This is a genomic window from Microbacterium sp. p3-SID336, from assembly GCF_025143365.1.
Taxonomy (GTDB): Bacteria; Actinomycetota; Actinomycetes; order Actinomycetales; family Microbacteriaceae; genus Microbacterium.
This window is the reverse complement of sequence record NZ_JALXPE010000014.1, coordinates 1-22231: the sequence shown is the minus strand read 5'-3', so window position 1 is coordinate 22231 and position 22231 is coordinate 1. Positions and strand designations below refer to the sequence as shown.

Annotated in this window: 25 protein-coding genes; 12 read left to right on the top strand and 13 right to left on the bottom strand. The window is 67.4% G+C overall.

Features of this window, described 5'->3' with window-relative positions; all coding sequences use genetic code 11:
• Positions 1 to 12: 12 nt before the first annotated feature.
• The 5 genes from ilvD to M3C17_RS05800 form a co-directional block, all read right to left on the bottom strand.
• Positions 13 to 1731 (bottom strand): dihydroxy-acid dehydratase, encoded by a 1719-nt coding sequence (gene ilvD, locus M3C17_RS05820; RefSeq protein ID WP_259976709.1) that lies wholly within the window; start codon positions 1729 to 1731, stop codon positions 13 to 15.
• Positions 1732 to 1838: 107 nt separating this feature from the next.
• Entirely contained in the window at positions 1839 to 2849 is a 1011-nt protein-coding gene (locus M3C17_RS05815) for a glycosyl hydrolase (RefSeq protein ID WP_259976708.1), read from the bottom strand.
• 241 nt (positions 2850 to 3090) lie between these two features.
• Positions 3091 to 3891, bottom strand: coding sequence for a trehalose-phosphatase (otsB, locus tag M3C17_RS05810; protein WP_259976707.1), 801 nt, complete (start codon positions 3889 to 3891; stop codon positions 3091 to 3093).
• A 61-nt stretch (positions 3892 to 3952) separates the two neighbouring features.
• On the bottom strand, positions 3953 to 5413 hold the full coding sequence (locus tag M3C17_RS05805) for a trehalose-6-phosphate synthase (protein ID WP_259976706.1): 1461 nt from the start codon (positions 5411 to 5413) through the stop codon (positions 3953 to 3955).
• A gap of 14 nt (positions 5414 to 5427) precedes the next feature.
• On the bottom strand, positions 5428 to 6702 hold the full coding sequence (locus tag M3C17_RS05800; protein WP_259976705.1) for an MFS transporter: 1275 nt from the start codon (positions 6700 to 6702) through the stop codon (positions 5428 to 5430).
• 206 nt (positions 6703 to 6908) lie between these two features.
• Between M3C17_RS05800 and M3C17_RS05795 the strand changes: the two genes are divergently transcribed.
• Complete coding sequence (locus M3C17_RS05795; RefSeq protein WP_259976704.1) at positions 6909 to 7208, top strand: hypothetical protein; 300 nt, start codon at positions 6909 to 6911, stop codon at positions 7206 to 7208.
• Between the two features lie 24 nt (positions 7209 to 7232).
• Here the strand turns inward: M3C17_RS05795 and M3C17_RS05790 are convergent, their stop codons facing one another.
• Genes M3C17_RS05790 through M3C17_RS05780 form a run of 3 tightly spaced genes read right to left on the bottom strand, consistent with a single transcriptional unit; the run spans position 7233 to position 9868 of the window.
• Positions 7233 to 8432, bottom strand: coding sequence for an acetyl-CoA C-acetyltransferase (locus M3C17_RS05790; protein WP_259976703.1), 1200 nt, complete (start codon positions 8430 to 8432; stop codon positions 7233 to 7235).
• A complete protein-coding gene (locus tag M3C17_RS05785; protein ID WP_259976702.1) occupies positions 8425 to 9093 on the bottom strand; it encodes a CoA transferase subunit B in 669 nt (222 codons plus the stop codon). The genes M3C17_RS05790 and M3C17_RS05785 overlap by 8 nt, the downstream gene beginning before the upstream one ends.
• 1 nt (position 9094) lies before the next feature.
• The gene (locus M3C17_RS05780; RefSeq protein WP_259976701.1) at positions 9095 to 9868 is read right to left on the bottom strand and encodes a CoA transferase subunit A; all 774 of its coding nucleotides are present in this window, start codon (positions 9866 to 9868) and stop codon (positions 9095 to 9097) included.
• A 107-nt stretch (positions 9869 to 9975) separates the two neighbouring features.
• On the opposite strand from M3C17_RS05780, the gene M3C17_RS05775 reads away from it, so the two are divergent.
• The 8 genes from M3C17_RS05775 (at position 9976) to M3C17_RS05740 (ending at position 17348) form a co-directional block, all read left to right on the top strand.
• Entirely contained in the window at positions 9976 to 10761 is a 786-nt protein-coding gene (locus tag M3C17_RS05775; RefSeq protein WP_259976700.1) for an IclR family transcriptional regulator, read from the top strand.
• Between the two features lie 35 nt (positions 10762 to 10796).
• Positions 10797 to 11234: a MarR family winged helix-turn-helix transcriptional regulator gene (locus M3C17_RS05770; protein ID WP_259976699.1), complete on the top strand. Its 438-nt coding sequence runs from the start codon at positions 10797 to 10799 to the stop codon at positions 11232 to 11234.
• Positions 11231 to 12469: an MFS transporter gene (locus tag M3C17_RS05765; RefSeq protein WP_259976698.1), complete on the top strand. Its 1239-nt coding sequence runs from the start codon at positions 11231 to 11233 to the stop codon at positions 12467 to 12469. The genes M3C17_RS05770 and M3C17_RS05765 overlap by 4 nt, the downstream gene beginning before the upstream one ends.
• 22 nt (positions 12470 to 12491) lie before the next feature.
• Positions 12492 to 12974 (top strand): YbaK/EbsC family protein, encoded by a 483-nt coding sequence (locus M3C17_RS05760; RefSeq protein ID WP_259976697.1) that lies wholly within the window; start codon positions 12492 to 12494, stop codon positions 12972 to 12974.
• A gap of 99 nt (positions 12975 to 13073) precedes the next feature.
• Positions 13074 to 13337, top strand: coding sequence for an SOS response-associated peptidase (locus M3C17_RS05755; RefSeq protein ID WP_259976695.1), 264 nt, complete (start codon positions 13074 to 13076; stop codon positions 13335 to 13337).
• A gap of 39 nt (positions 13338 to 13376) precedes the next feature.
• Positions 13377 to 14504 (top strand): tyrosine-type recombinase/integrase, encoded by a 1128-nt coding sequence (locus M3C17_RS05750; RefSeq protein WP_259976694.1) that lies wholly within the window; start codon positions 13377 to 13379, stop codon positions 14502 to 14504.
• A complete protein-coding gene (locus M3C17_RS05745; protein ID WP_259976692.1) occupies positions 14498 to 16771 on the top strand; it encodes a site-specific integrase in 2274 nt (757 codons plus the stop codon). The genes M3C17_RS05750 and M3C17_RS05745 overlap by 7 nt, the downstream gene beginning before the upstream one ends.
• Positions 16772 to 17018: 247 nt before the next feature.
• A complete protein-coding gene (locus M3C17_RS05740) occupies positions 17019 to 17348 on the top strand; it encodes a hypothetical protein (RefSeq protein WP_259976691.1) in 330 nt (109 codons plus the stop codon).
• Here the strand turns inward: M3C17_RS05740 and M3C17_RS05735 are convergent.
• The 5 genes from M3C17_RS05735 to M3C17_RS05715 form a co-directional block, all read right to left on the bottom strand.
• Positions 17345 to 17620: a hypothetical protein gene (locus tag M3C17_RS05735; protein ID WP_259976690.1), complete on the bottom strand. Its 276-nt coding sequence runs from the start codon at positions 17618 to 17620 to the stop codon at positions 17345 to 17347. The two genes, M3C17_RS05740 and M3C17_RS05735, sit on opposite strands and share 4 nt — an antisense overlap.
• A 52-nt stretch (positions 17621 to 17672) precedes the next feature.
• On the bottom strand, positions 17673 to 17999 hold the full coding sequence (locus tag M3C17_RS05730; protein ID WP_259976689.1) for an ATP-dependent DNA ligase: 327 nt from the start codon (positions 17997 to 17999) through the stop codon (positions 17673 to 17675).
• Positions 18000 to 18562: 563 nt separating this feature from the next.
• The gene (locus tag M3C17_RS05725; protein ID WP_113681172.1) at positions 18563 to 18739 is read right to left on the bottom strand and encodes a CsbD family protein; all 177 of its coding nucleotides are present in this window, start codon (positions 18737 to 18739) and stop codon (positions 18563 to 18565) included.
• A 32-nt stretch (positions 18740 to 18771) separates the two neighbouring features.
• A complete protein-coding gene (locus M3C17_RS05720) occupies positions 18772 to 19536 on the bottom strand; it encodes a PRC and DUF2382 domain-containing protein (protein ID WP_259976688.1) in 765 nt (254 codons plus the stop codon).
• A 77-nt stretch (positions 19537 to 19613) separates the two neighbouring features.
• A complete protein-coding gene (locus M3C17_RS05715; protein ID WP_259976687.1) occupies positions 19614 to 20276 on the bottom strand; it encodes a hypothetical protein in 663 nt (220 codons plus the stop codon).
• 300 nt (positions 20277 to 20576) lie between these two features.
• On the opposite strand from M3C17_RS05715, the gene M3C17_RS05710 reads away from it, so the two are divergent.
• Genes M3C17_RS05710 through M3C17_RS05700 form a run of 3 tightly spaced genes read left to right on the top strand, consistent with a single transcriptional unit; the run spans position 20577 to position 22163 of the window.
• Positions 20577 to 21212 carry a hypothetical protein gene (locus M3C17_RS05710; RefSeq protein WP_259976686.1) on the top strand — a complete coding sequence of 212 codons (636 nt, stop codon included), beginning with the start codon at positions 20577 to 20579 and terminating at the stop codon, positions 21210 to 21212.
• A complete protein-coding gene (locus tag M3C17_RS05705; protein WP_127011783.1) occupies positions 21190 to 21603 on the top strand; it encodes a phage holin family protein in 414 nt (137 codons plus the stop codon). Before M3C17_RS05710 ends, M3C17_RS05705 begins: the two co-directional genes overlap by 23 nt.
• Positions 21600 to 22163 carry a DUF3618 domain-containing protein gene (locus M3C17_RS05700; RefSeq protein WP_137771927.1) on the top strand — a complete coding sequence of 188 codons (564 nt, stop codon included), beginning with the start codon at positions 21600 to 21602 and terminating at the stop codon, positions 22161 to 22163. The genes M3C17_RS05705 and M3C17_RS05700 overlap by 4 nt, the downstream gene beginning before the upstream one ends.
• The last annotated feature ends 68 nt before the right edge of the window (positions 22164 to 22231 follow it).

The following is a 22231-nucleotide window of genomic DNA, read 5'->3' as shown; positions in this document are numbered from 1 at the left end:
TGTGCATCCGGGTTAGCCGGTGGTCGCTCCCTCGGCGGCGGACCGCACGAGGCGCGAATACTTGGCAAGAACGCCTCGGGTATAGCGCGGGGGAAGGGGCTCCCAGCCGGAACGGCGGGAGGCGAGCTCCGCCTCGTCGACGAGTAGATCGAGAGAGCGAGCTGCGATATCGACCCGTATCAGATCACCATCGCGCACGAAGGCGATGGGACCTGCGTCCACCGCTTCGGGTGCTATGTGGCCGATGCACAGGCCGGTTGTGCCGCCTGAGAATCGTCCGTCCGTCAAGAGTAGTACATCTTTTCCGAGCCCAGCGCCCTTGATGGCGGCGGTGATCGCGAGCATCTCGCGCATGCCCGGTCCGCCCTTGGGGCCCTCGTAGCGGATGACGATCACAGTGCCGGGCTCGATCGTGCCCTCAGCGACCGCGTCCATGGCGGCGCGCTCGCGCTCGAACACCCGGGCAGGCCCCTCGAACACGGCGGCATCGAAGCCGGCGGTCTTGACGACGGCGCCTTCCGGGGCCATCGAGCCGTGCAGGATCGTGAGGCCGCCGGTCGCGTGGATCGGGTTGTCGAACGTGTGGATGACCTCGCCGTCGATCGGCTGCGGGTCGAGTTCGGCGAGGTTCTCCGCCAGGGTCTTCCCCGTCACGGTCAGGGCGTCGCCGTGCAGCAGCCCCTCGTCGAGCATCGCCTTCATGATCACGGGGATCCCGCCGTGCCGGTCGACGTCGTTCATCACATACTTCCCGAACGGCTTCATGTCGGCCACGTGCGGCACCCGGTCGCCGATGCGGTTGAAGTCGTGCAGGCTCAGGTCGACTTCGGCCTCGCGGGCGATCGCGAGCAGATGCAGCACGACGTTGGTGGAGCCGCCGAGCGCCATCGCCAGGGCGATCGCGTTCTCGAAGGCCTCCTTGGTGAGGATGTCACGGGTGGTGATGCCCTGACGAAGCAGGTTCACGACGGCCTCGCCGGAGCGGTGGGCGAAGTAGTCGCGGCGCCGGTCGGCGGCGGGCGGAGCCGCGGAGCCCGGCAGGCTCAGGCCCAGTGCCTCGGCGACCGACGCCATGGTGTTCGCGGTGTACATGCCGCCGCATGCGCCCTCTCCGGGTGCGATCGCGCACTCGATGCGCTTGAGGTCCTCCTCGCTCATCAGCCCGGCGCGGCAGGCGCCGACGGCCTCGAACGAGTCGATGATGGTGACGTCCTTCTCGGTCCCGTCCGAGAGCTTCACCCAGCCGGGGGCGATGGATCCCGCGTACAGGAACACACTCGACAGGTCCAGGCGCGCGCTGGCCATGAGCATGCCGGGGATGGACTTGTCGCAGCCGGCGAGGAGCACCGAGCCGTCCAGGCGCTCGGCCATCATGACCGTCTCCACGGAGTCCGCGATGACCTCGCGCGACACCAGCGAGAAGTGCATGCCTTCGTGGCCCATCGAGATGCCGTCCGAGACGGAGATCGTGCCGAACTGCAGCGGGTAGCCGCCTCCCGAGTGCACGCCCTCCTTCGCCCCCTGCGCGAGCCGGTCCAGGCTCAGGTTGCAGGGCGTGATCTCGTTCCAGCTCGACGCGATGCCGATCTGCGGCTTGTCCCAGTCGGCGTCGCCCATGCCGACGGCACGGAGCATGCCGCGGGAGGTCGTCGCCTCGATGCCGTCGGTGACGACGCGGCTGCGGGGCTTGATGTCGATGGGCGCGCGGGAGGAGGGATCATGCGAGGACATGACGAGAGTCTATTCCTGCGCGGCGACCGCTTCGTCCGCGGCCACCGCCAGAAGCGCGGCGATCTGTTGTGGGGAGTCGACGATCGCCGCGCTTCCGGCTCAGAGGCTCATCCCTGGCGCGTGTTCACGTAGGGGTCGAGGCCCGCATCCCGAAACGAGGTGAGCATTCCGGGACCGTTGTTCAGCTGCAGCTGGCACTGCTGCCCCGTCCCCAGCGCGCCGCCGGCGTTGAAGCGGACGACCGCCTTGATCTGCGGATGCTGACGCAGTGCCGCGGGGATCTCCCGGTGCCAGCTCGTAGACAGGGTGGTGTTCGCCGCGTTGTACGAGGTGCCGTACTCGGAGAGGATCTGCGGCTTGCTGCCGAGGCCCTGATCGATGAAGAACTGGGATCGCGAGGCGACCTTGTTCTCGAAGCTCGTCCAGGCGGTGCCGTTGCAGGTGTAGAAGTTGTACGGGTCGAACCCGACCCAGTCCACGTACGCGTTCCCGGGGTACCCGGCCATGATGCGCGCGTCGTTTCCCGCGCCGAGGTAGCCGGTCGAGACCCACAGCCAGGTGACGTTGCTGACGCCCTTCGCCGCGAACCGATCGTGCACGCGGCGGTACGCCCGTGCGTAGTCCGCCGTGGTCCCCTTGTCGCGGTTGTTGTCGGCGTCGAACTCCGGGTCGAACGCGATCATCACCTGCTGCCCGTACGCCTTCACACGGTCGGCTGCCGCATCGATGAAGCCGTCCATCGCGCCTCCGGCCACCTTCCACCACGGGATGTTCGTGTTGGTGTCGGACACCCGCGACTGCCAGGCGAAGAGCAGCGTGCGCGTGCGCCCCAGCTCCTGCTCGGCGCTGTCGGGGAACAGCCCCTGGTGGATGTGGTTCGAGAAGTCGTGGTACCGCAACGTGATGTCGAAGCGGCGTCCGACCTTCGCCTCGAGGTCGGTGACGGCAGTGGTGAGTGTGGCCCCCTCGGTCGTGTACACCCCCCACAGGGCACCGCACGAAGGCGCGAGCTTGCCCTGAGGGCCACAGCTCGACGGCGTGACCGTCTCTGCCAGCGCGGGGCTCGATCCTCCGAGGACAGCAGCGGCCACCGCGAGAGCGGCGAGGGATCGGACCACCCCCCGACGCCAGGCGCGCGAACTTCTTCGGTCGTTGATGGATACAGAAAACACGAATTTCCCTTCGATACTGCAGACCGCGCCCGCTCAGGCGCACACCCTCACCTCCAGGGCTCTGCGAGAGAAGAGAAACAGAAAAGAACAGGACGGAGCGACGCGCTGTGAGCGTGAAAATGGGGTGCCCACGGCTGGCGCACCGCTATACCAGAACAGAAGCGGCGCGCTCGGCGAATCCGTCGATTCAGCCCCCGAACGCCACGACCCGCTCGTCCGCCAGTGTCTTCAGCAGAGCGGCGACCTGCTCCGGCGAATCAACCCGGAGAGTCGCAGCGCTCTCCCCAGGGCCCACGCGCACGCCGAGATCGCCGGGCCGCAGCGCGCGCATCGCGTCCTCGTCTGTGACATCGTCGCCGGCGAACAGGATCCCGGTCGCGTCGAACCGCTCCCGAAGCGCCGTCATCGCGGCGTCCTTGCCCTCGGCTCGCGACGAGAATTCCAGCACGCGGTGGCCGGAGCGCCGACGCCAGTGCGGGAAGCGCTCGGCCACCAGGGCGTCGATCTCGGCGAAGACACGCTCCTCGGTCTCCCGGTCGGCGCGGCGGGTGTGCACGCCCATGCCGAACGTCTTGGGCTCCAGCTCCGCGCCTTCGTAGCGGTCGATGATCGGCCGTGCGGCGGCCCACAGCTCCTCCCGCGCGCCGTCCTCCGTGGCGTCACCGGGGGCATCCGCCGCCCCCTCGCCGGGGAACCAGTACTGCGCGCCGTGCGACCCGGCCAGTGCGATGACCGAGTCGTCCGTGTGCTCGGTGATCTCGCGGAGGTCGTGCATGCTGCGCCCGGACACGTACGCCACCACGGTGTCGCGGAGTGCGGCCAGACGCGTCACCTGCTCGGCCACGGCCGGCAGCGCCCGTGCGGCCATGGGGTCGACCACGAGCGGCGATGCGGTTCCGTCGAAGTCGAGTGCGACCACGAGCCGCGGGGTGGTCGCGAGGGCCGTGAGGTCGGCGTCAGCGGTTCCGGGGGTCCAGAGGCGCGTCACAGTTTCTCCGTTCGAGGGTCGTGCGGGGTGCAGGTCGCGGGGCGTGCGGCGGCAGGACGGCTCACCGGGTGCGCACGTCGGCGAGGGCGGCGAGGAACGAGGAGGACCAGGCGTTCACGTCGTTGTCGAGGACGCGGCGACGCAGCGCGCGCATGCGGCGGGACTGCTCGGCCGGCGACATCTCCACCGCCTCCATGATGGCGTCCTTGAGACCGGCGATGTCGTGCGGGTTCACGCGTACCGCCTGGCGCAGTTCGTCCGCAGCCCCGGTGAACTCACTCAGCACGAGCACACCGTGGTTGTCGGTGCGCGTGGCGATGTACTCCTTGGCGACCAGGTTCATGCCGTCCCGCAGGGCCGTCACGAGCATCACGTCGGCGGCGAGGTAGAGCGCCACCATCTCCTCGCGCGGGTAGCCCTGGTGGAGGTAGCGGATCGCGGAATGACCCACCGTGTCGTGATCACCGTTGATGCGGGCGACCGCGAGCTCGATCTCGTCGCGGAGGTGCGCGTACGCGTCCACGCGCTCGCGGCTCGGGCTCGCCACCTGGATCAGCGTCACGTCCTCGACGGCCAGGCGGCCGTCCTCCAGGAGCTCGCCGTACGCCTTGATGCGGTGACCGATGCCCTTGGTGTAGTCCAGGCGGTCGACGCCCAGGAGGATGCGCTTGGGGTTGCCGAGACTCGCCCTGATCTCGGCCGCACGCGCCTTGATGTCGTCGCGCGCCGCGAGCTCGAGGTACGGCGCGGTGTCGATCGAGATCGGGAAGGCCTTGGCCACCGCCGTCCTGCTGCCGCCCTGGCCGTCCGGGATGGCGATGCCCGCACCCTTCACCTCGTAGCGCAGCCGGCGGCGTACGGCCGTGAGGAAGTAGGTGGCATCCTGCGCCCGCTGGAACCCGATCACGTCGGCGCCCAGCAGCCCGCGCAGCACCTGGTCGCGCCACGGCAGCTGCGCGTAGAGCCCGTGCGCAGGGAACGGGATGTGGTGGAAGTACCCGATGGTCACGTCGGGGCGCAGTTCGCGGACCATCTGCGGCACCAGCTGCAGCTGGTAGTCGTGCACCCAGACGGTGCCGTCCTTCGCGACCACCGCGGCGGCGGCCTCTGCGAACCGCCTGTTGACGATGACGTAGGCCTCCCACCACTCCCGGTGGTACTGCGGCGGGGCGATCACGTCATGGTAGAGCGGCCAGATGGTGTCGTTCGCGAAGCCCTCGTAGTAGTCGGCGACTTCGTCGGCGCTCAGGGCGACCGGGATGAGGTCGATCCCGTCCGCCTCGAACGGCTCCAGCTCGACATCGGCCTGCCCCGGCCAGCCGACCCACGCGCCGTGCACGCTGCGCATCATCGGCTCCAACGCGGCGACCAGACCGCCGGGCGACGTGCGCCAGGTCTCTTCGCCGTCGGGGCCCACCACCCGGTCGACGGGTAGACGGTTGGCGACGACGACGAAGTCAGCAGCGGTCACGGAGGGCTCCTCCCGGGGGGTTTCCTCCAGGCTATCGAGGAACCGTGTCATTCGTTGATCTGCGCTCAGGGCTTGACGAAAGCGGTCCGACGACTCTCGCCGCTGAGCATCCAGTTGGCCGCACCGGCCGCGAAGGCGATCGCGGCCGCCGCCATCGGCAGCAGCAGCGCCGCAGAGGTGCCGACACTCTCGGCGAGCTCCCCCGCGACGGCCGCGCCGAGAGACTGTCCGACCACGACGCCGGAGCCGAGCATCGTCATCACCGTGGCCGAGCGACCTCGCGGGCTGCGTGCCGCGCCGAAGCTGTACTGGGTGACGAGAGTCGGCCCGATGCCGATGCCCATGATCGCCAGGGCCAGCATCATCGTCGCCGGAGAGTCGACGAAGCCGAGAAGCAGCGTGCCGACCAGGAGGATGCCCGAGAACACGAGCCACCGTGCCCGCAGCGTGAAGCGGGCGGGCAGCCAGGCGACGCCGAGGGCCAGCGCTGCGGACCCCACCCCCATCACGCCGTAGAGCAGTCCTGCCTGCTCCGGTGCACCCAGGTCGGCCATGAACGACGTGAGCGACGTCAGCATCGTGCCGAAGAAGATGCCGACGCCGAGGATGCCCAGCACCACGATGAGCAGCTGCGGTCGGAACAGCTCGGAGACCGCGGACGGCGCCCTGCCATCGCGGTCGCGATCCTGCGAGACGTGCCGTCCGCTCGGATGCAGTGCGAAGGCCCCGACGAAGATCAGTGTGAGAGCGGCAGCGCCCACGAGCGGCGCCCACGGTGCGATCGCCGAGGCCAGGATGCCGACGAGGAACGGTCCGAAGACGAACACCGTCTCGTCGGCCGCGGACTCGTACGCCATCGTGCCGGACACGGTCCTGGTGCGTCGATCCTCCGGCATGCGCTCCACGATCATCGTGACGAGGCGCGAGCGCGACAGCGGCGCGACCTGCGGCGCGGTCGCGCCGATGCCGACAGCGGCCAGCAGCACGAGACCGTCCGGCGCCGTGCCGTAGACCACCGTGGTGAACAGCAGCAGCATGGAGGCGTTGCCGAGAGCCAGCAGGAGCAGCACCACGCGCTGGCCGAAGCGGTCGGCGGCGGCGCCCAGCAGCGGACCGAAGCACGCGGTGCCGAGACCGACCGCCGCAGAGGTGAGACCGCCGAGCGCGAGCGAACCCCGCGCCGAGACGACGACGGTGAGCACGCCCACCACCATCATGGCGAAGGGCAGGCGCGCGATGAACGCGATGAGGAAGTAGGGCAGGCCCGCGATGCGGAAGAGACTCGGATCGTCCGAGCGTGCAGTGGCTGTGGTCGTGGCTGTGACTGTGTCGCGTGTCATGGCTCTCGCGCGTCGATGACGCGATGTCGGGTGCCGCCGCTGTCCGCCGGAGTCGCCGGCGGCCGGTAGATACACGGTGTGTGCGGCCGCGGGTGACCCGCGACCCTTCCATGATATCCGGTGCTCCTGGACACGAGCCTTGCCAGCACCGCCGCCGCGTTGTCAAGGTCCGGCCCGCTCCGCGCCGCGCCGGGTACCGTAGGGGCATGCGCTACCTCTTCAGCACCGGACTCGTCGCCGCGATCTCGGCAGGGATCTCGCTGCTGCGCGGCACTCGCAACGAACCCATCACCTGGCGCTCGCTCCTGTCCTGGGTGAGCTGGGGCATCACGATGGCCCTCGCGGTGGGCGCCGTCGTCGACATGCGGCGCGAGCGTCGTGGCGTCCCGGTGGACGCGGACTCGCCGCAGTCCGTGAAGAAGTCCAAGAAGGCGCAGCGCCTGCAGTTCCGCTCGCAGAAGGCCCTCGCCGACGCCCAGGGCCACGCACAGGACAAGCGGTCCTGACGTCTCCCCAGGCGTCCGCGCCGCTCAGCGGATGAGGATCAGCGCTTCGCCCTGTCCCCCGCCACCGCAGAGCCCGACGGCGGCCGTTCCTCCGCCACGGCGCACCAGCTCGTGCGCGGCGTGCACCACCAGACGGTTTCCCGACGCCCCGATCGGGTGACCGATGGCGATGCCCCCTCCGTGCACGTTGACGATCTCGCTGTCGAGCCCGAGCTCGACCTGGGAGCGGGCGACCACGGCACCGAACGCCTCGTTGATCTCGACGAGGTCCAGGTCTGCCGGCGCGATCCCCTGTTTCTCGCACGCCCGCTCGATCGCCCTCGCGGGTTGCGCTTGCAACGAATTGTCCGGCCCCGCAGTCTGTCCGCTCGCCCCGACGGTCACCAGCACCGGCCACCCCTTGCGCTCAGCGGTCTCCCGAGTCGTGACGACCACGGCGGACGCGCCGTCGGAGATCTGCGAGGAGTTGCCCGCGGTGATCGAACCACCCTCGGCGAAGGCGGCGCGCAGGCCCGCAAGGGTCTCCACGGTGGTCTCGGGACGCACGCCCTCATCACGTGTGACGCGCACGGGCTCTCCGCGGCGCTGCGGCACCTCCACCGCGACGAGCTCGGCGTGGAGCACCCCCGACTCCTGCGCGGCCGCTGCTCGCTGATGCGACAGCGCCGCGACCGTGTCCTGCGCCTCGCGCGTCAGCTCGTAGCGGGCGTTGTGCCGTTCGGTCGATGCGCCCATGCTCTCCCGGTCGTAGGCGTCGGTGAGCCCGTCGTAGGCCATGTGGTCGAGCACCTCGATGGAGCCGTAGGTCCAGCCGTCGCGGGACCCCATCAGCAGGTGCGGGGCGCGGGTCATCGACTCCATGCCGGCGGCCACGACCACGTCGGCGTCGCCCGTGCGGATCATGCGAGCGGCGTCGATGATCGCGGTCAAGCCCGAGAGACACACCTTGTTGACCGAGTGGGCCGGCACGCCCCATCCGATGCCGGCGCCGATGGCCGCCTGGCGAGCCGCGTTCTGACCTGATCCTGCGGCGAGCACCTGGCCGACGATGACCGCGTCCACGTCACCCGGGTCGATCCCGCCCTGTTCGAGTGCGCCGCGGATCGCGAAGGAGCCGAGCTGCGGCGCCGTGAACGCGGCGAGCTGACCCTTCAGACGGCCCTGCGGTGTGCGTGCGGCGGCGACGATCACGACGTCGTCGGCGTGGGTGGAGTTCTCAGTCATGGCCTTCGGTCCTTTCGTTCTGCAGTGCCGGTGACACGGCGAGCGCGGGCTGCGTCGCCGCGATCACCTGGTCCGCGGTCACCCCGGGCGCGAGCTCGACGAGCACGAGCCCCCGGTCGGTGACGTCGATCACGGCGAGGTCGGTGATGATGCGGTCGACGACTCCGCGTCCGGTCAGCGGCAGCGAGCACTCGTCCACGATCTTCGGCGAACCGTCCTTCGCGACGTGCTCCATCAGCACGATGACGCGGCCGGCGCCGTGGACCAGGTCCATGGCCCCGCCGGGGCCCTTCACCATCTTGCCCGGGATCATCCAGTTCGCGAGGTCGCCGGAGGCGGACACCTGCATCGCGCCGAGGATCGCGGCGTCGATCTTGCCGCCACGGATCATGCCGAAACTCGTGGCGGAGTCGAAGAACGCCGCCCCCGGCAGCGTCGTGACGGTCTCCTTGCCGGCGTTGATCAGGTCGGGGTCCACAGCGTCCTCGCGAGGGTACGGCCCGACCCCGAGGATCCCGTTCTCCGACTGCAGCACCACCGTGACGTCGGCCGGGACGTGATTGGGGACGAGTGTCGGCAGTCCGATGCCGAGATTGACGTAGGCGCCGTCCTGCAGCTCGGCGGCGGCCCGGGCCGCCATCTGGTCTCGGGTGAGCGCCATCTCAGGCTCCTTCCGCGGCGACGGTGCGCCGCTCGATGCGCTTGGGGATGTCGGTGCCGACCTCGACCACGCGGTGCACGAACACCCCGGGAAGGTGCACGGTGTCCGGATCCAGCTCGCCGGGCTCCACCAGCTCCTCGACCTGGGCGATGCAGACCCGTCCGGCCATGGCGGCGAGCGGGTTGAAGTTGCGAGCGGCCTTGGTGAAGACGAGGTTGCCGTGTCGGTCTCCGCGGGCCGCGTGCACGAGGGCGAAGTCGGTGGTGATCGCCTCTTCCAGCACGAAGTCCCTCATCTCGCCGTCGACCGCGAAGGACCGCACGTCCTTTCGCGGTGAGGCGACCGCGATCGAGCCGTCCGGATGGTAGCGGCGAGGAAGACCGCCCTCCGCCACCTGCGTGCCGACGCCCGTCTGAGTGAAGAACGCCGCGATGCCCGAGCCTCCTGCGCGCAGCTTCTCGGCCAGTGTCCCCTGCGGGGTGAGCTCGAGCTCCAGCTCCCCGCTGAGGAACTGCCGCTCGAACTCCCTGTTCTCGCCCACGTACGACGAGGTCATCTTGCGGATGCGCTGCGCCGCGAGGAGCACGCCGAGGCCCCAGTCGTCCACACCGCAGTTGTTGCTGACCACGCTGAGGTCGGCGGTCCCCTGCGCGAGGAGCGCCTCGATGAGGGCGATCGGATTGCCGGAGAGACCGAACCCTCCGACGGCGAGCGATGCTCCGTCCGGGATGTCGGCGACCGCGGCGGTCGCGGACTCCCATTGCTTGTCGATCACGTCTGCTCCTTCGGTTCCGTGGTCCGGTTCCCAGGATCCGTCCGGCCGGCTGCGTCGCACCAGCCGGGTCTTGCGATGTGGGCGTCAGCGCGATTAGCGTCCACCATATGGAATCGAAGACCGGGGTCCCCGGCACTCAGGCGGTGGCCAGGGCGGCGTCGCTGCTGCGACTGGTGACTGCAGCCGGTGCCGATGGGGTGACGCTGCAGGACATCGCCGCGGCCGCCGATCTCTCCCGGTCGACAGCGCACCGGCTGCTCAGCGCGCTCCGCGTGGAGGGACTCGTGGACAGGGACGAGGGCAGCACGCGCTGGATGCCGGGTCCCGAGCTGTTCCTCATGGGATCGGTCGCTGCCGCGCGCTACGACGTCACCGCCCTCGCGCGCGACATCGTGCGCTCCCTCGCCGTCAAGACCGAGGAGAGCGCGTTCTTCTCGGTGCGCCGCGCGGATGAGACCGTGTGCCTGCTCCGGGAGGAGGGCTCCTTCCCCATCCGCTCCTTCGTCCTCAGCGAGGGCGTGCGGTTCCCGCTGGGGGTCGCGAGCGCGGGTCTGGCCATCCTCGCGTTCCTTCCTGACCACGATGTGGATGCGTACCTTGAGCGGCATCAGGAGCTGGCGACGACGTGGGGGCGAACCCATGCCCCGCGCCCGCTGCGCACGCGACTGGCAGAGACCAAGGAGCGCGGGTATGCGGTCAACCCCGGACTGATCGTCGAGGGCAGCTGGGGGCTCGGGGCCGCCGTCTTCGATCGCTCAGGCCGGCCCGAGTGGGCGCTGAGCCTCACCGGGGTCGCCTTCCGCTTCGGTCCTGACCGCCAGGCCGAGCTGGGGCGGATCCTGCTGGCCCACGCCCATCAGCTCTCGGCACGCATCGCGAACGCCCGACGGTGAGCCGGATTCATATCAGGAGATATATACTTGCTGGTATGAATCGACCGGATGTGATCCCCTCCCTCGTCCTGTCCGGGTATGCGCTCGGCCGGATCGCCGCCCAGGACGCCGGGAACGAGGCTCCGGCCGCGCAGTGGCGAGTGCTGAGTCTGCTTGCGCAGGCCGGGCCGCGGCGAGTGGGCGAGCTCGCGGCGTCCGCGCGCACGACGCAGCCCGGCATGACACGACTCCTCGGCACGCTCGAACGCGACGGACTCGTGCGGCGCTCCCCCGACCCCGAGGACTCGCGCGCGACCGTCGTCACGATCACCACCCGCGGAACCGAGGCGCTCCACGCCTGGCGCGAGGAGTTCCGCGCGATCATCGCGCCGCGATTCAGCGACCTCGGCGACGAGGACTGGGCCGCGCTCACCAGGGCAGCCGAGATCCTCGCAGCCGCCACCGCCGTCGCTCGAACAGGAGAAGCTCGATGACCGCCACCCCCTCCGCGCCCGCCCCCTCCGTCTGGAAGCAGCCCGCTCAGGTCTGGGCCGTCGCCTTCGCATGCGTCGTCGCCTTCATGGGCATCGGGCTGGTGGATCCCATCCTTCCCGCGATCGCCGAGTCGCTCGATGCCACACCCGTCGAGACCGAGCTGCTGTTCACGAGCTATCTCCTCGTCACCGGGCTGGCGATGCTCGTGACCAGCTGGATCTCCAGCCGCATCGGCGCGAAGGCCACTCTCCTCGTCGGACTGGGTCTGATCGTGGTGTTCTCGCTCCTGTGCGCGGTGAGCGGGAGCGTGGACGCGGTCATCGGGTTCCGTGCCGGCTGGGGCCTGGGGAACGCGCTGTTCATCTCCACGGCCCTCGCGACCATCGTCGGGGCGGCATCGGGCGGCAGCGCCGCCGCGATCGTCCTCTATGAGGCCGCGCTCGGGCTCGGCATCGCCGTGGGTCCGCTCCTCGGCGGACTCCTCGGCGAGCAGAGCTGGCGCGGCCCCTTCTTCGGCGTCGTCGCGCTCATGGCGGTCGCGTTCGTGGCGGTGCTCGTGCTGCTTCGCGGCCCCCGGGAGACACGCACGCCCGTGCCGTTCTCCGCCCCGTTCACCGCGTTGCGCCGACCGGCCCTGGCGATCCTCGCCGTCGCGGCGCTGTTCTACAACATCGGTTTCTTCGTCCTGCTGGCGTTCTCACCGTTCCCGCTCGGCTTCGGTGCCATGGGCATCGGGCTGACCTTCTTCGGCTGGGGTGTCGCACTCGCGATCACCAGCGTGTGGGTCGCACCCGTGCTCATGCGCCGCATGCCCCGCACGCGGATCATTCTCATCGTGCTTCCTCTGCTCGCCGTCGACCTGATCGTCGCGGGGCTGGTGGTCGCGCAGCCCGCGGCGCTCGTCACGTGCATCATCGTGGGCGGCCTGCTGCTCGGCATCATGAACACCGTGCTGACCGAGGCCGTGATGGAGGCGACCGACCTCCCGCGCTCTGTCGCCTCCTCCGCCTATTCGGCGGTCCGCTTTCTGGGCGGTGCGATGGCCCCGCCGATCGCCGCGCTGCTGTGGCACCTCTTCAGCGCGACCGTGCCGTACCTGTTCGCCGCGGTGGCCGTCCTCCTCGCAGCGCTGACGGTGTTCCTCGGGCGGCGTGCCCTGGCGCACATCGACGACGAGCCCGCTGACCCGGTCGGCGAGGACGCGGCGGCGATCCTCGTCGGCGACGCAGGCTGAACTCCTCGGGTACGGTGAGGCGATGACCGACGCGACCGTCCTTCCCGAACGCAGCAGGCGCGTGCAGCAGCACCTGCACGATGCCGGTGTCGACACCGAGATCCGGGTCCTCCCCGACTCGGCGCGCACCGCCGCCGCGGCGGCGTCGGCGATCGGATGCGACGTCGCGGCCATCGCCAACAGCCTGGTGTTCCTGGCCGACGGCGCTCCGGTGCTGGTGATGACCAGCGGAGGTCACCGCGCGGATCCCGCCGTGCTGGCGCAGGGCATCGGCGCCGACGAGGTCACGATGGCGCCGCCCGCCGTGGTCCGCGAGGCCACGGGGCAGGCCATCGGCGGCGTCGCGCCGGTCGGGCACCCTGCCCCGCTGCGCACCTTCCTCGACGACGCCCTGCAGGCGCATCCACTGGTCTGGGCCGCCGCAGGCCACCCGCACACGGTGATGCCCCTGACGTTCGACCAGCTGCAGCACCTGACCGGAGGCGCCGTCATCGCCGTGGTCTGATGCCAGCGGCGGGCCCGTACCTCCCGGCGTGCAGCATGATGGAGGGGATGACGGCCGTTGCGTTGTGCAGCGGCCGACGACACGGATGCCGAGGGTGACATGTGCGGACGATTCGCGAACGATGCCGCGACCGACGAGCTCATCCGCGAGTTCGTCGCCGAGGGCGGCAAGCCGGAGGACTGGTGGAAGTCATGGCAGGGTGCGTACTCCATCGCTCCGACCGAGCACGCGCCGATCGTGCGCGACCGCGGCGAGGGGCGCATCCTCGAGCTCGTGCGGTGGGACTGGCAGAGCCCGCCGAATCGCCCGCAGCGGGCGCCGCTCATCAATGCGCGCATGGAGAAGGTGTGTATACCGAACTAAGCCGCTCTCCTGTCGGTCCTCGGTGCGATGCTCGATCAGATGGAGAAGCGAACTCGCGTCGGCGCCGTGCTGGCCCTCGATGACCCTCCCTTCTGGGCTGTCATCGATGGTGATGGCGAGGTCATCGCGGCAGTCTCGGACTTCATGCTCGACTTCTGGGCACGTGGGAACGCTGAATCGAGCTGCCGGTCGTACGCGTACGGGCTGTTGAGATGGTTTCGTCATCTCGCACTTGAGCGCGAGAACTGGGAACGTGCAGCACGTGAAACAGTGCGCGACTTCGTGCTCGCCTGTCGCCAACCTTCGGCTCTGAGCGCTCGGCCGCTCTCGCCTCGGACGCTGAATCACAACCTCGCCGTGATCTCGGCCTTCTACGACTATCAGCTTGCGCAACAGCGCGGTCCGATCATCAATCCCGTACCTGCGCGCCGTGCCCAGAGCGGCCAGCGGCTGAACGCTCACCACAACCCTGAACTGGCGTTCCGACGTGACCGTCGGGCCGACTTTCGTCAGAAGGTCCCGAAGACGGCGCCTCGACTGATCGTGGAGTCGCGCGTCGCCGAGATCCTTCAAACCATCAACAATGCGCGGGATCGCGCGCTCGTCGAGTTCTACCTCTCCAGCGCCGCCCGCCCTTCAGAGCTGCTCGGCATGACTCTCGAAGACGTCGACCCGGGGTCCCAGCGCATCACTGTTGAGCGGAAGGGCTCTCGCGCAAAGCAGGCGCTGCCAGCCTCGTCCAACGCGTTCCTGTGGCTGCGGCTGTACCAAGAGTCGCTGCCGCCCGATTTACTCGCGAAGGGCAACCCGGTGTGGTGGACGAATCGACGCCCGTATCGGCCGTTCGGGTATGACGCTGCCAGAGCGATGTTCAACAGGGTCGGCCTCGAGATAGATGCGAAGTTGCGCCTTCACGGCCTTCGGCACACTGCAGCGGTGCGGATGTCCAACGACCCCGCTCTGACACTCAGCGACATCCAACGCATTCTCGGCCACCTGCATCTGTCCACGACCCAGGAGTACCTCCAACAGCATGACGACGACATCATCGAGCGCGTCGCTCAGCACCTTCTGGCGCGGTCAGAGCCTAAGCCCACGCCGGAGGCTCCGGGGTTGACCTACGACAGCTCCGATCTTGACGAACTTCTGGGGGACGCATCATGGTGAAAGACCTCATCGAGACGGAAGACCCGATCGAAGCGCCGCTTACAGCGCCGCAACTCCGTCGACATCGACAGCCGTCCCGAGGACGATCACGCCCCGGCGTGTTCCTCAACGCCGCGATTCCTCACACGCCGTACGACGATGGAATCCGGAGCGACTATCGCCCGATCGTTCAGATCTTCATCGATACGCTGATGACCTTCCCCGGCGAGACTTGGCAACGGCGCTGGGACGCCAGCGGGGTCGAGGACATGCCGAGCTTGACCTGGTACGACGCCTTCCCCGGCCTCAACGATGTCGCTCGCGAGCTCCGCACGAGTCCAGGCGTAGCGGTGTCGATCTTCATTCGCCTCGACGCACTTCGACCGAGTGCAGAGTTCCTGAACCGGGTAGGTCGCATCCGCCTCAACGGCTTCTCGCCATGGTCGCTCGAAGGTTTCCCCACGGATGCTGCACGAGACACGTTGCGAGCGGTCCTCATCCTCCAGGCGGCGACGGGCAAACATCTGAGAGAGATCACGGCGGACGACGTCGTGGCTTTCGCCGCGGTTGCCCGCAAACCCATCCGCCGCGGGCTCGCAGACGCACTCGAGATCCTGAAACAGCTCGGCATTGTTCCGCTGGCCCTGCCGCCTCTTCGGCAGCTCGCGAAGCCGCCGAGGCCGGACGCCGCGGCGATGGTCGCGAGGAACAAGATCGAGCCGCCCGCCGTCGCAGAGATGTTCGCACGTTACCTCAAGTCTCGAGCACCAGGCGTGGACTACCCCACTCTGCAGGCGATGTCGACCGAGCTGCTCCGGAACTTCTGGATGGAGATCCGCTCGCGCAATCCCGAGCAAGCCGACCTGCGCATCGCGCCAGACATCGCAGAGTGGTGGAAAACCGAATCGGTCGGACGCCTGAAAAACCGCTACCGCACCCTGTTCGCAGTGCGCGCGATGTACCTCGACATCGCGGTGTGGGCTACCCATGACGCCTACTGGGCGACCTGGTCGACCGCGAGCATCGTGACTCAGATCGACACCGCAGGCCACCAGAAGCATAGACGGCGAGTGATCGCAGCTCACCACCAGCGCGTCCGCAAGATCGCCCCTAGCGTCCCGAAGCTCCTGGCTGCCATCGACGCAGACCTCGAGCATCAGGAGTCACTTCTGCTCGCGGCGACCGCGGCCCCTCTCGGAGAGCGATTCGAATGGGCTGGACGAGCGTACCTTCGTGAAACGGGTGCGGGTCCCGGGGTGTCCATGACGGCAGTTCCGATTCTGGATCTCGCGACCGACACCCGCATCCTCCAGGCACGGATCGCGGAGCGAGCATTCTGGTCCTGGGCGATCGTCCATGTCATGCACGAGACCGGCATGCGGCAGGAAGAAGTCTCGGAGCTCACGGCAACCGCCTTGTTCACCTACGAAGCATCGACAGGTGAGAAGATGCTCTTGCTACAGGTTGTCCCGTCGAAATCCGATCGAGAACGCGTGCTCCTCGTTTCACCCGAACTCGCACACGTTCTCGCTCGCCTCAGGCAAAGAGCGCGCGGCGATGAACGTCAGGTCCCGCTTGTGATCCGCTACGACTCGCTCGAGCGAGAGTTCTCCCCACCGTTGCCATTTCTGTTTCAGTGGAAAGACGGCGATATACGGCGGGTGTTCTCCCCTGCGGCATTCAAGAACTTCGTCGCATACGCCGTGCGAGCGGCGGGCCTCGACAGCCCTGAGACTCGTCTGACTGCGCACGATTTCAGGCGACTGTTTGCGACGGACGCGCTGCGATCCGGGCTCCCCGTGCACATCCTCGCCAAGGTGATGGGGCACTTGAACATCTCCACCACCCAGGGCTACGCGGCGGTCTTCGACGAAGATGTTGCCCGGCATTTCCGGCAGTTCGTCGATCGCCGCCGGTCGCTGAGGCCAGCGGAGGACTACCGCGACCCATCGCCGACTGAGCTCGAGGAGTTCCACGCGCACTTCTCCAAGCGCAAGGTCGAACTCGGATCCTGCTCACGCGGCTACGGAACCCCCTGTATTCATGAGCACGCGTGCATCCGCTGCCCGATGCTCCGCCCCGACTCGGCGCAACGTCACCGCCTCGAGACCATCCTCGCGAATCTGCACGAGCGACGCGCGGAGGCCAAGCGCATGGGGTGGCTCGGCGAACTCGAGGGAATCGAGATCAGCATCCGGGCAGCGGAGGAGAAGCTGGGACAGATGAGTCAGATAGTCCGGCTGACCCTCGAACGACGTCGTCCGGACGGTGAAAACCCCACGCCTTGACCCCACGCGGTTCATGGACAGATCTTCAGCCGCAAACGGTACACCACCCGTTTCGGTGCGTTTGGGTTTCGGCAGGGGGTTACGGCGCGTCGAGCCTCGGCGTGTCGCATTTGCGGTAGGCAACTTCCATCAGCCCACCGAAATCGATCGATTTCGGCAGGTGTTCGCGACGCGCGCCGAAAAGGTCGCCACCCGCAGGCAGTCTTGTACACGTTCGCGCCGCGCTGACGTAGGTAGGGTGGTCTTCATGGCGAGTCTTGTGTACGGCGACAGCGCGAATCCGATCCATATCGAGGATCGTGCTCTCGCGCACTTGAAAATCGTCATCGCGACGAAGTTGCGACGCAACGAGAGCTTCACGCTGTCTTGGACACATCCGGAGGGTGATCCGGCAGGGCGTTCGACAATCTGGATTCACCCGTCGATTCCCCTGCGGTTCATCTTTGACGAGGCTGAGCCGCCGCAGATCAGTTTGAAGTGGATCGAACAGCTGATGCATACCGCGAGTTCGTTTGGCGGGATCGTACTCGTCGATGAGATGTTGGACTCGCCGGAGCTGGATTCTGTAGGCGACTAGAGAAGATCCCAATTCCCTGACTGGCTCAGCGACATCACCGTATCTTCAGAATTCAGTGTCACCTCTTCTTCGGTGATGATCACGCGGCTGCGTGGAGTGATGAGTGAGCGGACGATTCGGTGCCCTGCGGCCTCAAAGCGCACGACGGTTCCCGTGCCCGCAGCGGCAGACTCGAGTTCTTCGCAGAGCTGGTCGGCGTCCTGTGTCGGAGCGAGGACGAAGCTGGCACCGTCGATAGTGATGAGGGTGTGGATCACGGTGCGTTCCTGCATGCGCCTACGGTACGAGGCGTGCCCGTGGGAACGAAGGGGGTTGCGCCTACGGTTAGGCTGGTGCAGGTTCAAGACGAGACCCCTCGGCTGGCTCGGGGGTGAGGTAGAGCCCGGTGGGCGCGTTAGCGGCGAGGGCGAGAGCATCGATCCATGCTCGATTGATTGCCGGCTGTCGGCTACCGAAATACTTGAACACCAGCGAACTACCTGCGTGTATCCAGACCGTCGTACGCCCGCCGCCGAGACTGACGTCCTCTTTCCACGTGAACGAGAACGGCTCACCGCGGCGAAGTTTCGCGGTGATGACCAACTGAAGATGAGTGAGAGCGCGGTCTTCGATTTCGGCCTTCGGCCCGCCCTCATAGATGAGCTTTCCCATGACATGCACTCCTCGGTCTTCGCATCACGGACACCATGCCAAAAGGCGCACCCGGACGTAAGCGCTGTGTCGTGAGGTCTCCAGTCTCGCATCGATCAGCGGGGCGAACACCTGCCTCTGACCCATTGCTTTATCCACGGCGTGCGAAGAGTTGTCAGAACGACGAATGAGAAGATGACGCATCGGACAGGGCGATGAATCCTCCGTGGTGGACAGCCTTCTGCGCAGGATCGATGAAGCGACAACGATCAGGAACGTGGCCGCAGCCACAATCGCGGTCCTCAGTCGAGCTGCTGCAGAGTGGATCACCGCAGCCGGTCCCGCGCCGGGTTCACAGGTGGGTACTGATCCTGGGCGGCGGATATACGAGAACTACCCGGAGATACCTACGTCGACCGTTGCCGCCCTCCCTGGCCTCCCTGAGAACGAGGTTCACCGCCTGCTCTCGCGCAGTCGTGAGGAGCGGTGAGCGTCGAACGCGGCACGGGGAAGGTCGGGGCAAAAAGTATCCGGTGCCCGAAGGGAAAGTAGGGGCACCGGATACGTCGTGAAACTTGAGGGTGTTACTTGTCGGTCAGAGAGTCCTTGACGTTCTGACCGGCCTTCTTCGCGCCAGCCTTGGCCTGGTCGGCGTGACCGTCGGCGGTGGTGGACTTGTCGTTGGTTGCTTTGCCGGCGGCTTCCTTGGCTTTGCCTTTCAGATCTTCGGCGGTGTTCTTGATGTCGTCTCCGATACCCATCGGATTCTCCTTTCAGTGGACTGACGGTTGGGTCAGCGGTCGGTGTGGTGGGTGGTGCCGTCCTCGAGCTCGATCTCTTCCTTGCGAACTTCGGCGCTGACCTGCTCGGTGTCGGTCTTCGTTTCGGTGCCGATGCGGACACGCTCGACCGGTACTGTTTCCTTCGCGATCACGGGGCGTTCTTCGGTGAGGACGACTTCGTGCTCTTCTTCGCTGATGTCGGGGCCGTCGAGAGCGTCGCCGACGTTTCCGTCAGTGATCGGCTCCCGCTCGAGGCGAACCTCTTCGTGGCTGACGGGGACGGAGACGGTCTCCTGTTCGGTGACGACGTACTTGCGGAGGCGGGCTCGACCGGTCTCGACCCGTTCGGTGCCGACGTGCAGCTGCTCCTCGGACCGGGTCATCGCGTCGTCGGTGGTCGGGCCGGAGGTGTCGTACCCCTCGGCCTGAGCGGTGTTACCGTCTGCGGGAGCGGTGGCAGGAGCACCGCCGTGTCCGTAATAGGTGTACAGCTCGTTTTGTTCTGCGTCGGTGAGGTCGGTGCCCGAGTCGATGCGCGGAGCGTCTTTGACGACGTCCTTGGTGTGCGGGACGCGGAGTTCCCCGTCGACGGCGTCGGCCTGGTCGAGGGGAACGAACGATTCGGAGGTACCGAACAGGCCGGTCACCACTGTCGCCCAGTTCGGGCGGCCGGTGGTGGGGTCGACATAGATCTGGCCGACCTTTCCGATCTTGTTGCCCTCAGTGTCGGTGACGTTGGCTCCGATGAGACTGGCGATGTTCTGTTCGCTGATCATGCGATGCTGCCTTTCGTTCGTTCGTTGGTGGGGCGGAGGGAGAGAAACGCTCAAAGACGCGGATGTCTGCCGCAGGGTCAGCGGCCGAGTCCGACGCGGTCGACCTTGCGGTGGTAGCGCATTCCTGCGAGGCCGCCGAGGATTGCGCCGAGGAGAGTGACCACGGCAGCGCCAAGGGCGGTGAGGATTCCGGTGAGGGTGGCGGTTTCGGGGGTGACCGGGATACGGGGGAAGCTCTGCAGGTTGGCGAGGATGTCCCACTGGGAGCCGGCGATCGCGGTGACGATCGCGAGGATGATCGCGATGACGATGGCCCACAGCCAGACAGCGATTCCCTGCTTGACTCCGCTGAACCGTGCCATTCGCCCGGCGACGTAGCCGCCCGCGAAATAGGAGATCAGCAGCACGAGCCCTATGGCGATCGCGCTGACGATACCGACGGTGCCCGCGTTCTCGGCGGCAGCGTCTGCGGCTTCGTCCGGCGTGGTGCCGTTGCCGAAACCGATGGCAGCCCCGACCGCTGCGACCAGGGCGGTCAAGAGCACTGTGGTGCCCATTGCCGTGAGCCAGCCGAAGAAGGCGGAACCAAATTTGAACCCGCCGAATTCGGCCTTCTCGCGTTCGTGGACGTCGGTGCGGAGAGTGTGATCGGCGTCAACAGGGACAGCCGCATGGGGGGAGTCCTCGTCGTACACCGGCGCGCCGGGCTCCCGATACTCGTTCGAGTCGTTGCTGGTCATACGGAGAAAGTAGGCCGACGACGTGTGAGCAGGGAGATGGTTGTCCTCCCGGAGATAGAGGCGTACTGTATGCGACCTTACATAGTAAGGCTCCGGCTCTGGCGTTGTTCGAGATCCGGCGGGCCGGGTACACCGTAAGGCTGCTCGGTGCAAGGGTCCTGATGAAGTCGGGTGCGGGGGTCTACAACAGGATTCACCGATCGGTTTGATCGGTCCGCGAGAGGAGCACTAATGTCGGACAACTATGAGACGACCAGCCCGAGCGGCTCGGGCGTACGATCCCCGGATTCCTCAGGCAAGGTGGACGCTGCCAAGCAGGAAGCCACCGACCTGAAGGACACGGCGGCGACTCAGGCGAAGGACGTTCTTGGCACTGCCAAGGATGAGGCTGCGACCGTCGTGGGGGAGGCGAAGACGCAGGCGAAGGATCTGTACGCGCAGACCCAGCGGGAGCTGTCGGAGCAGGCCAACACGCAGCAGCAGCGCCTCGCGGGAGGTCTTCGCTCGGTCAGCGACGAACTCGGTTCCATGGCCACCAACTCCGACGGCAGCGGCGTCGCCAGCGATCTGGTCCAGCAAGTCTCGGGTCGCCTGTCCGCAGCCGCGACGTGGCTCGGTGACCGCGATCCCGGTTCCGTGCTCACGGAAGTCAAGCGTTATGCCCGCCGCAAGCCGGGCACGTTCATCCTCGCCGCAGCGATCGGCGGAATCGTCGTCGGCCGCCTCACGCGCGCTCTCGCCGCGAACGCATCGGACGAGAAAAACGCCTCATCGGCACCAGTGTCGCCGCCGCAGCAGGTGCACCCGGACCCCTCGGTACCTGTCCCTGTCGTGAACGACCTCGGCGCGGGCGGCACCCCCGTCTACACACAGACGGCTTCTAGCCGTCCGGATCTTCTCGGGGAGGGCGGCTATGACCGACCCAACGCCGTCTGAGGCGAAGGCCGCGTCGACGTCTATCGGAGATCTGCTGGGCGAGGTCTCCCGTGACATTTCGACGCTCATGCGCCAAGAGGTCACGCTCGCCAAAGCGGAGTTGAAGGACTCGGCAACCAAGTCCGCCAAGGGCGCAGGCCTCATGGGTGCCGCCGGCTACGGAGGGCTGATGGCGGTGTTCTTCTTGTCTGTCGCACTGTGGTGGGCACTGGGAACCCTGATCGGCGGAGGCTGGTCTGGCGTCGTCGTCGCCGTTCTCTGGGCGATTATCGCCGCGATCCTGTTCCTGGTGGGACGGACTCAGTTCAAGCAAGTCAAGGGCGCCCCGCAAACCGTGGACACCCTCAAAGAGATCCCCGAAACGCTGAAGAGAAATGAGGAGAACCGATGAGCGATTCACCCGATGAGATCCGCGCCGACATCGAGCGGACCCGCCAAGACCTCGGCATGGATGTGGACGCGCTGGCCGACAAGGTCTCGCCGTCGAAGATCGTGGACCGGCAGATCGACAAGGTCCGCGGAGTTTTCGGCTCCGTGCGGGAGCGTGTGATGGGCGCCGCAGACGACGCCGGCTCCTCACTGTCGGGCGCTGGATCTCACGTCGGCGACGTGAAGGACCGCGCCGTGGCCAAAGCGGAAGGCAATCCGCTCGCGGTCGGATTGATCGCTTTCGGTGCCGGTCTGGTCGTCGCCTCGCTGATCCCTGCATCGTCGAAAGAGAAGGATCTCGCTGCCACGGTGAAGGAGCAGGCGCAGCCGCTGGTGGACGAGGTCACAGACGTCGCGAAGGAAGTCGGCGAGCATCTGAAAGAGCCCGTGCAGGCCTCCGTCGAATCCGTGAAGGAATCGGCGCAGGACTCCGTCTCCACGGTCAAGGATGAAGCACAGAACGCCGCCGGTGAAGTGAAAGACCAGGCTCAGCACGCTCGCGAGAACATCTCCGACAACTGACCTACACGGATCGGGCGGGGCCCGCCGCACACCGGGCCCCCCCCCCCCCCGGGGGGCGGCCCCCCGCC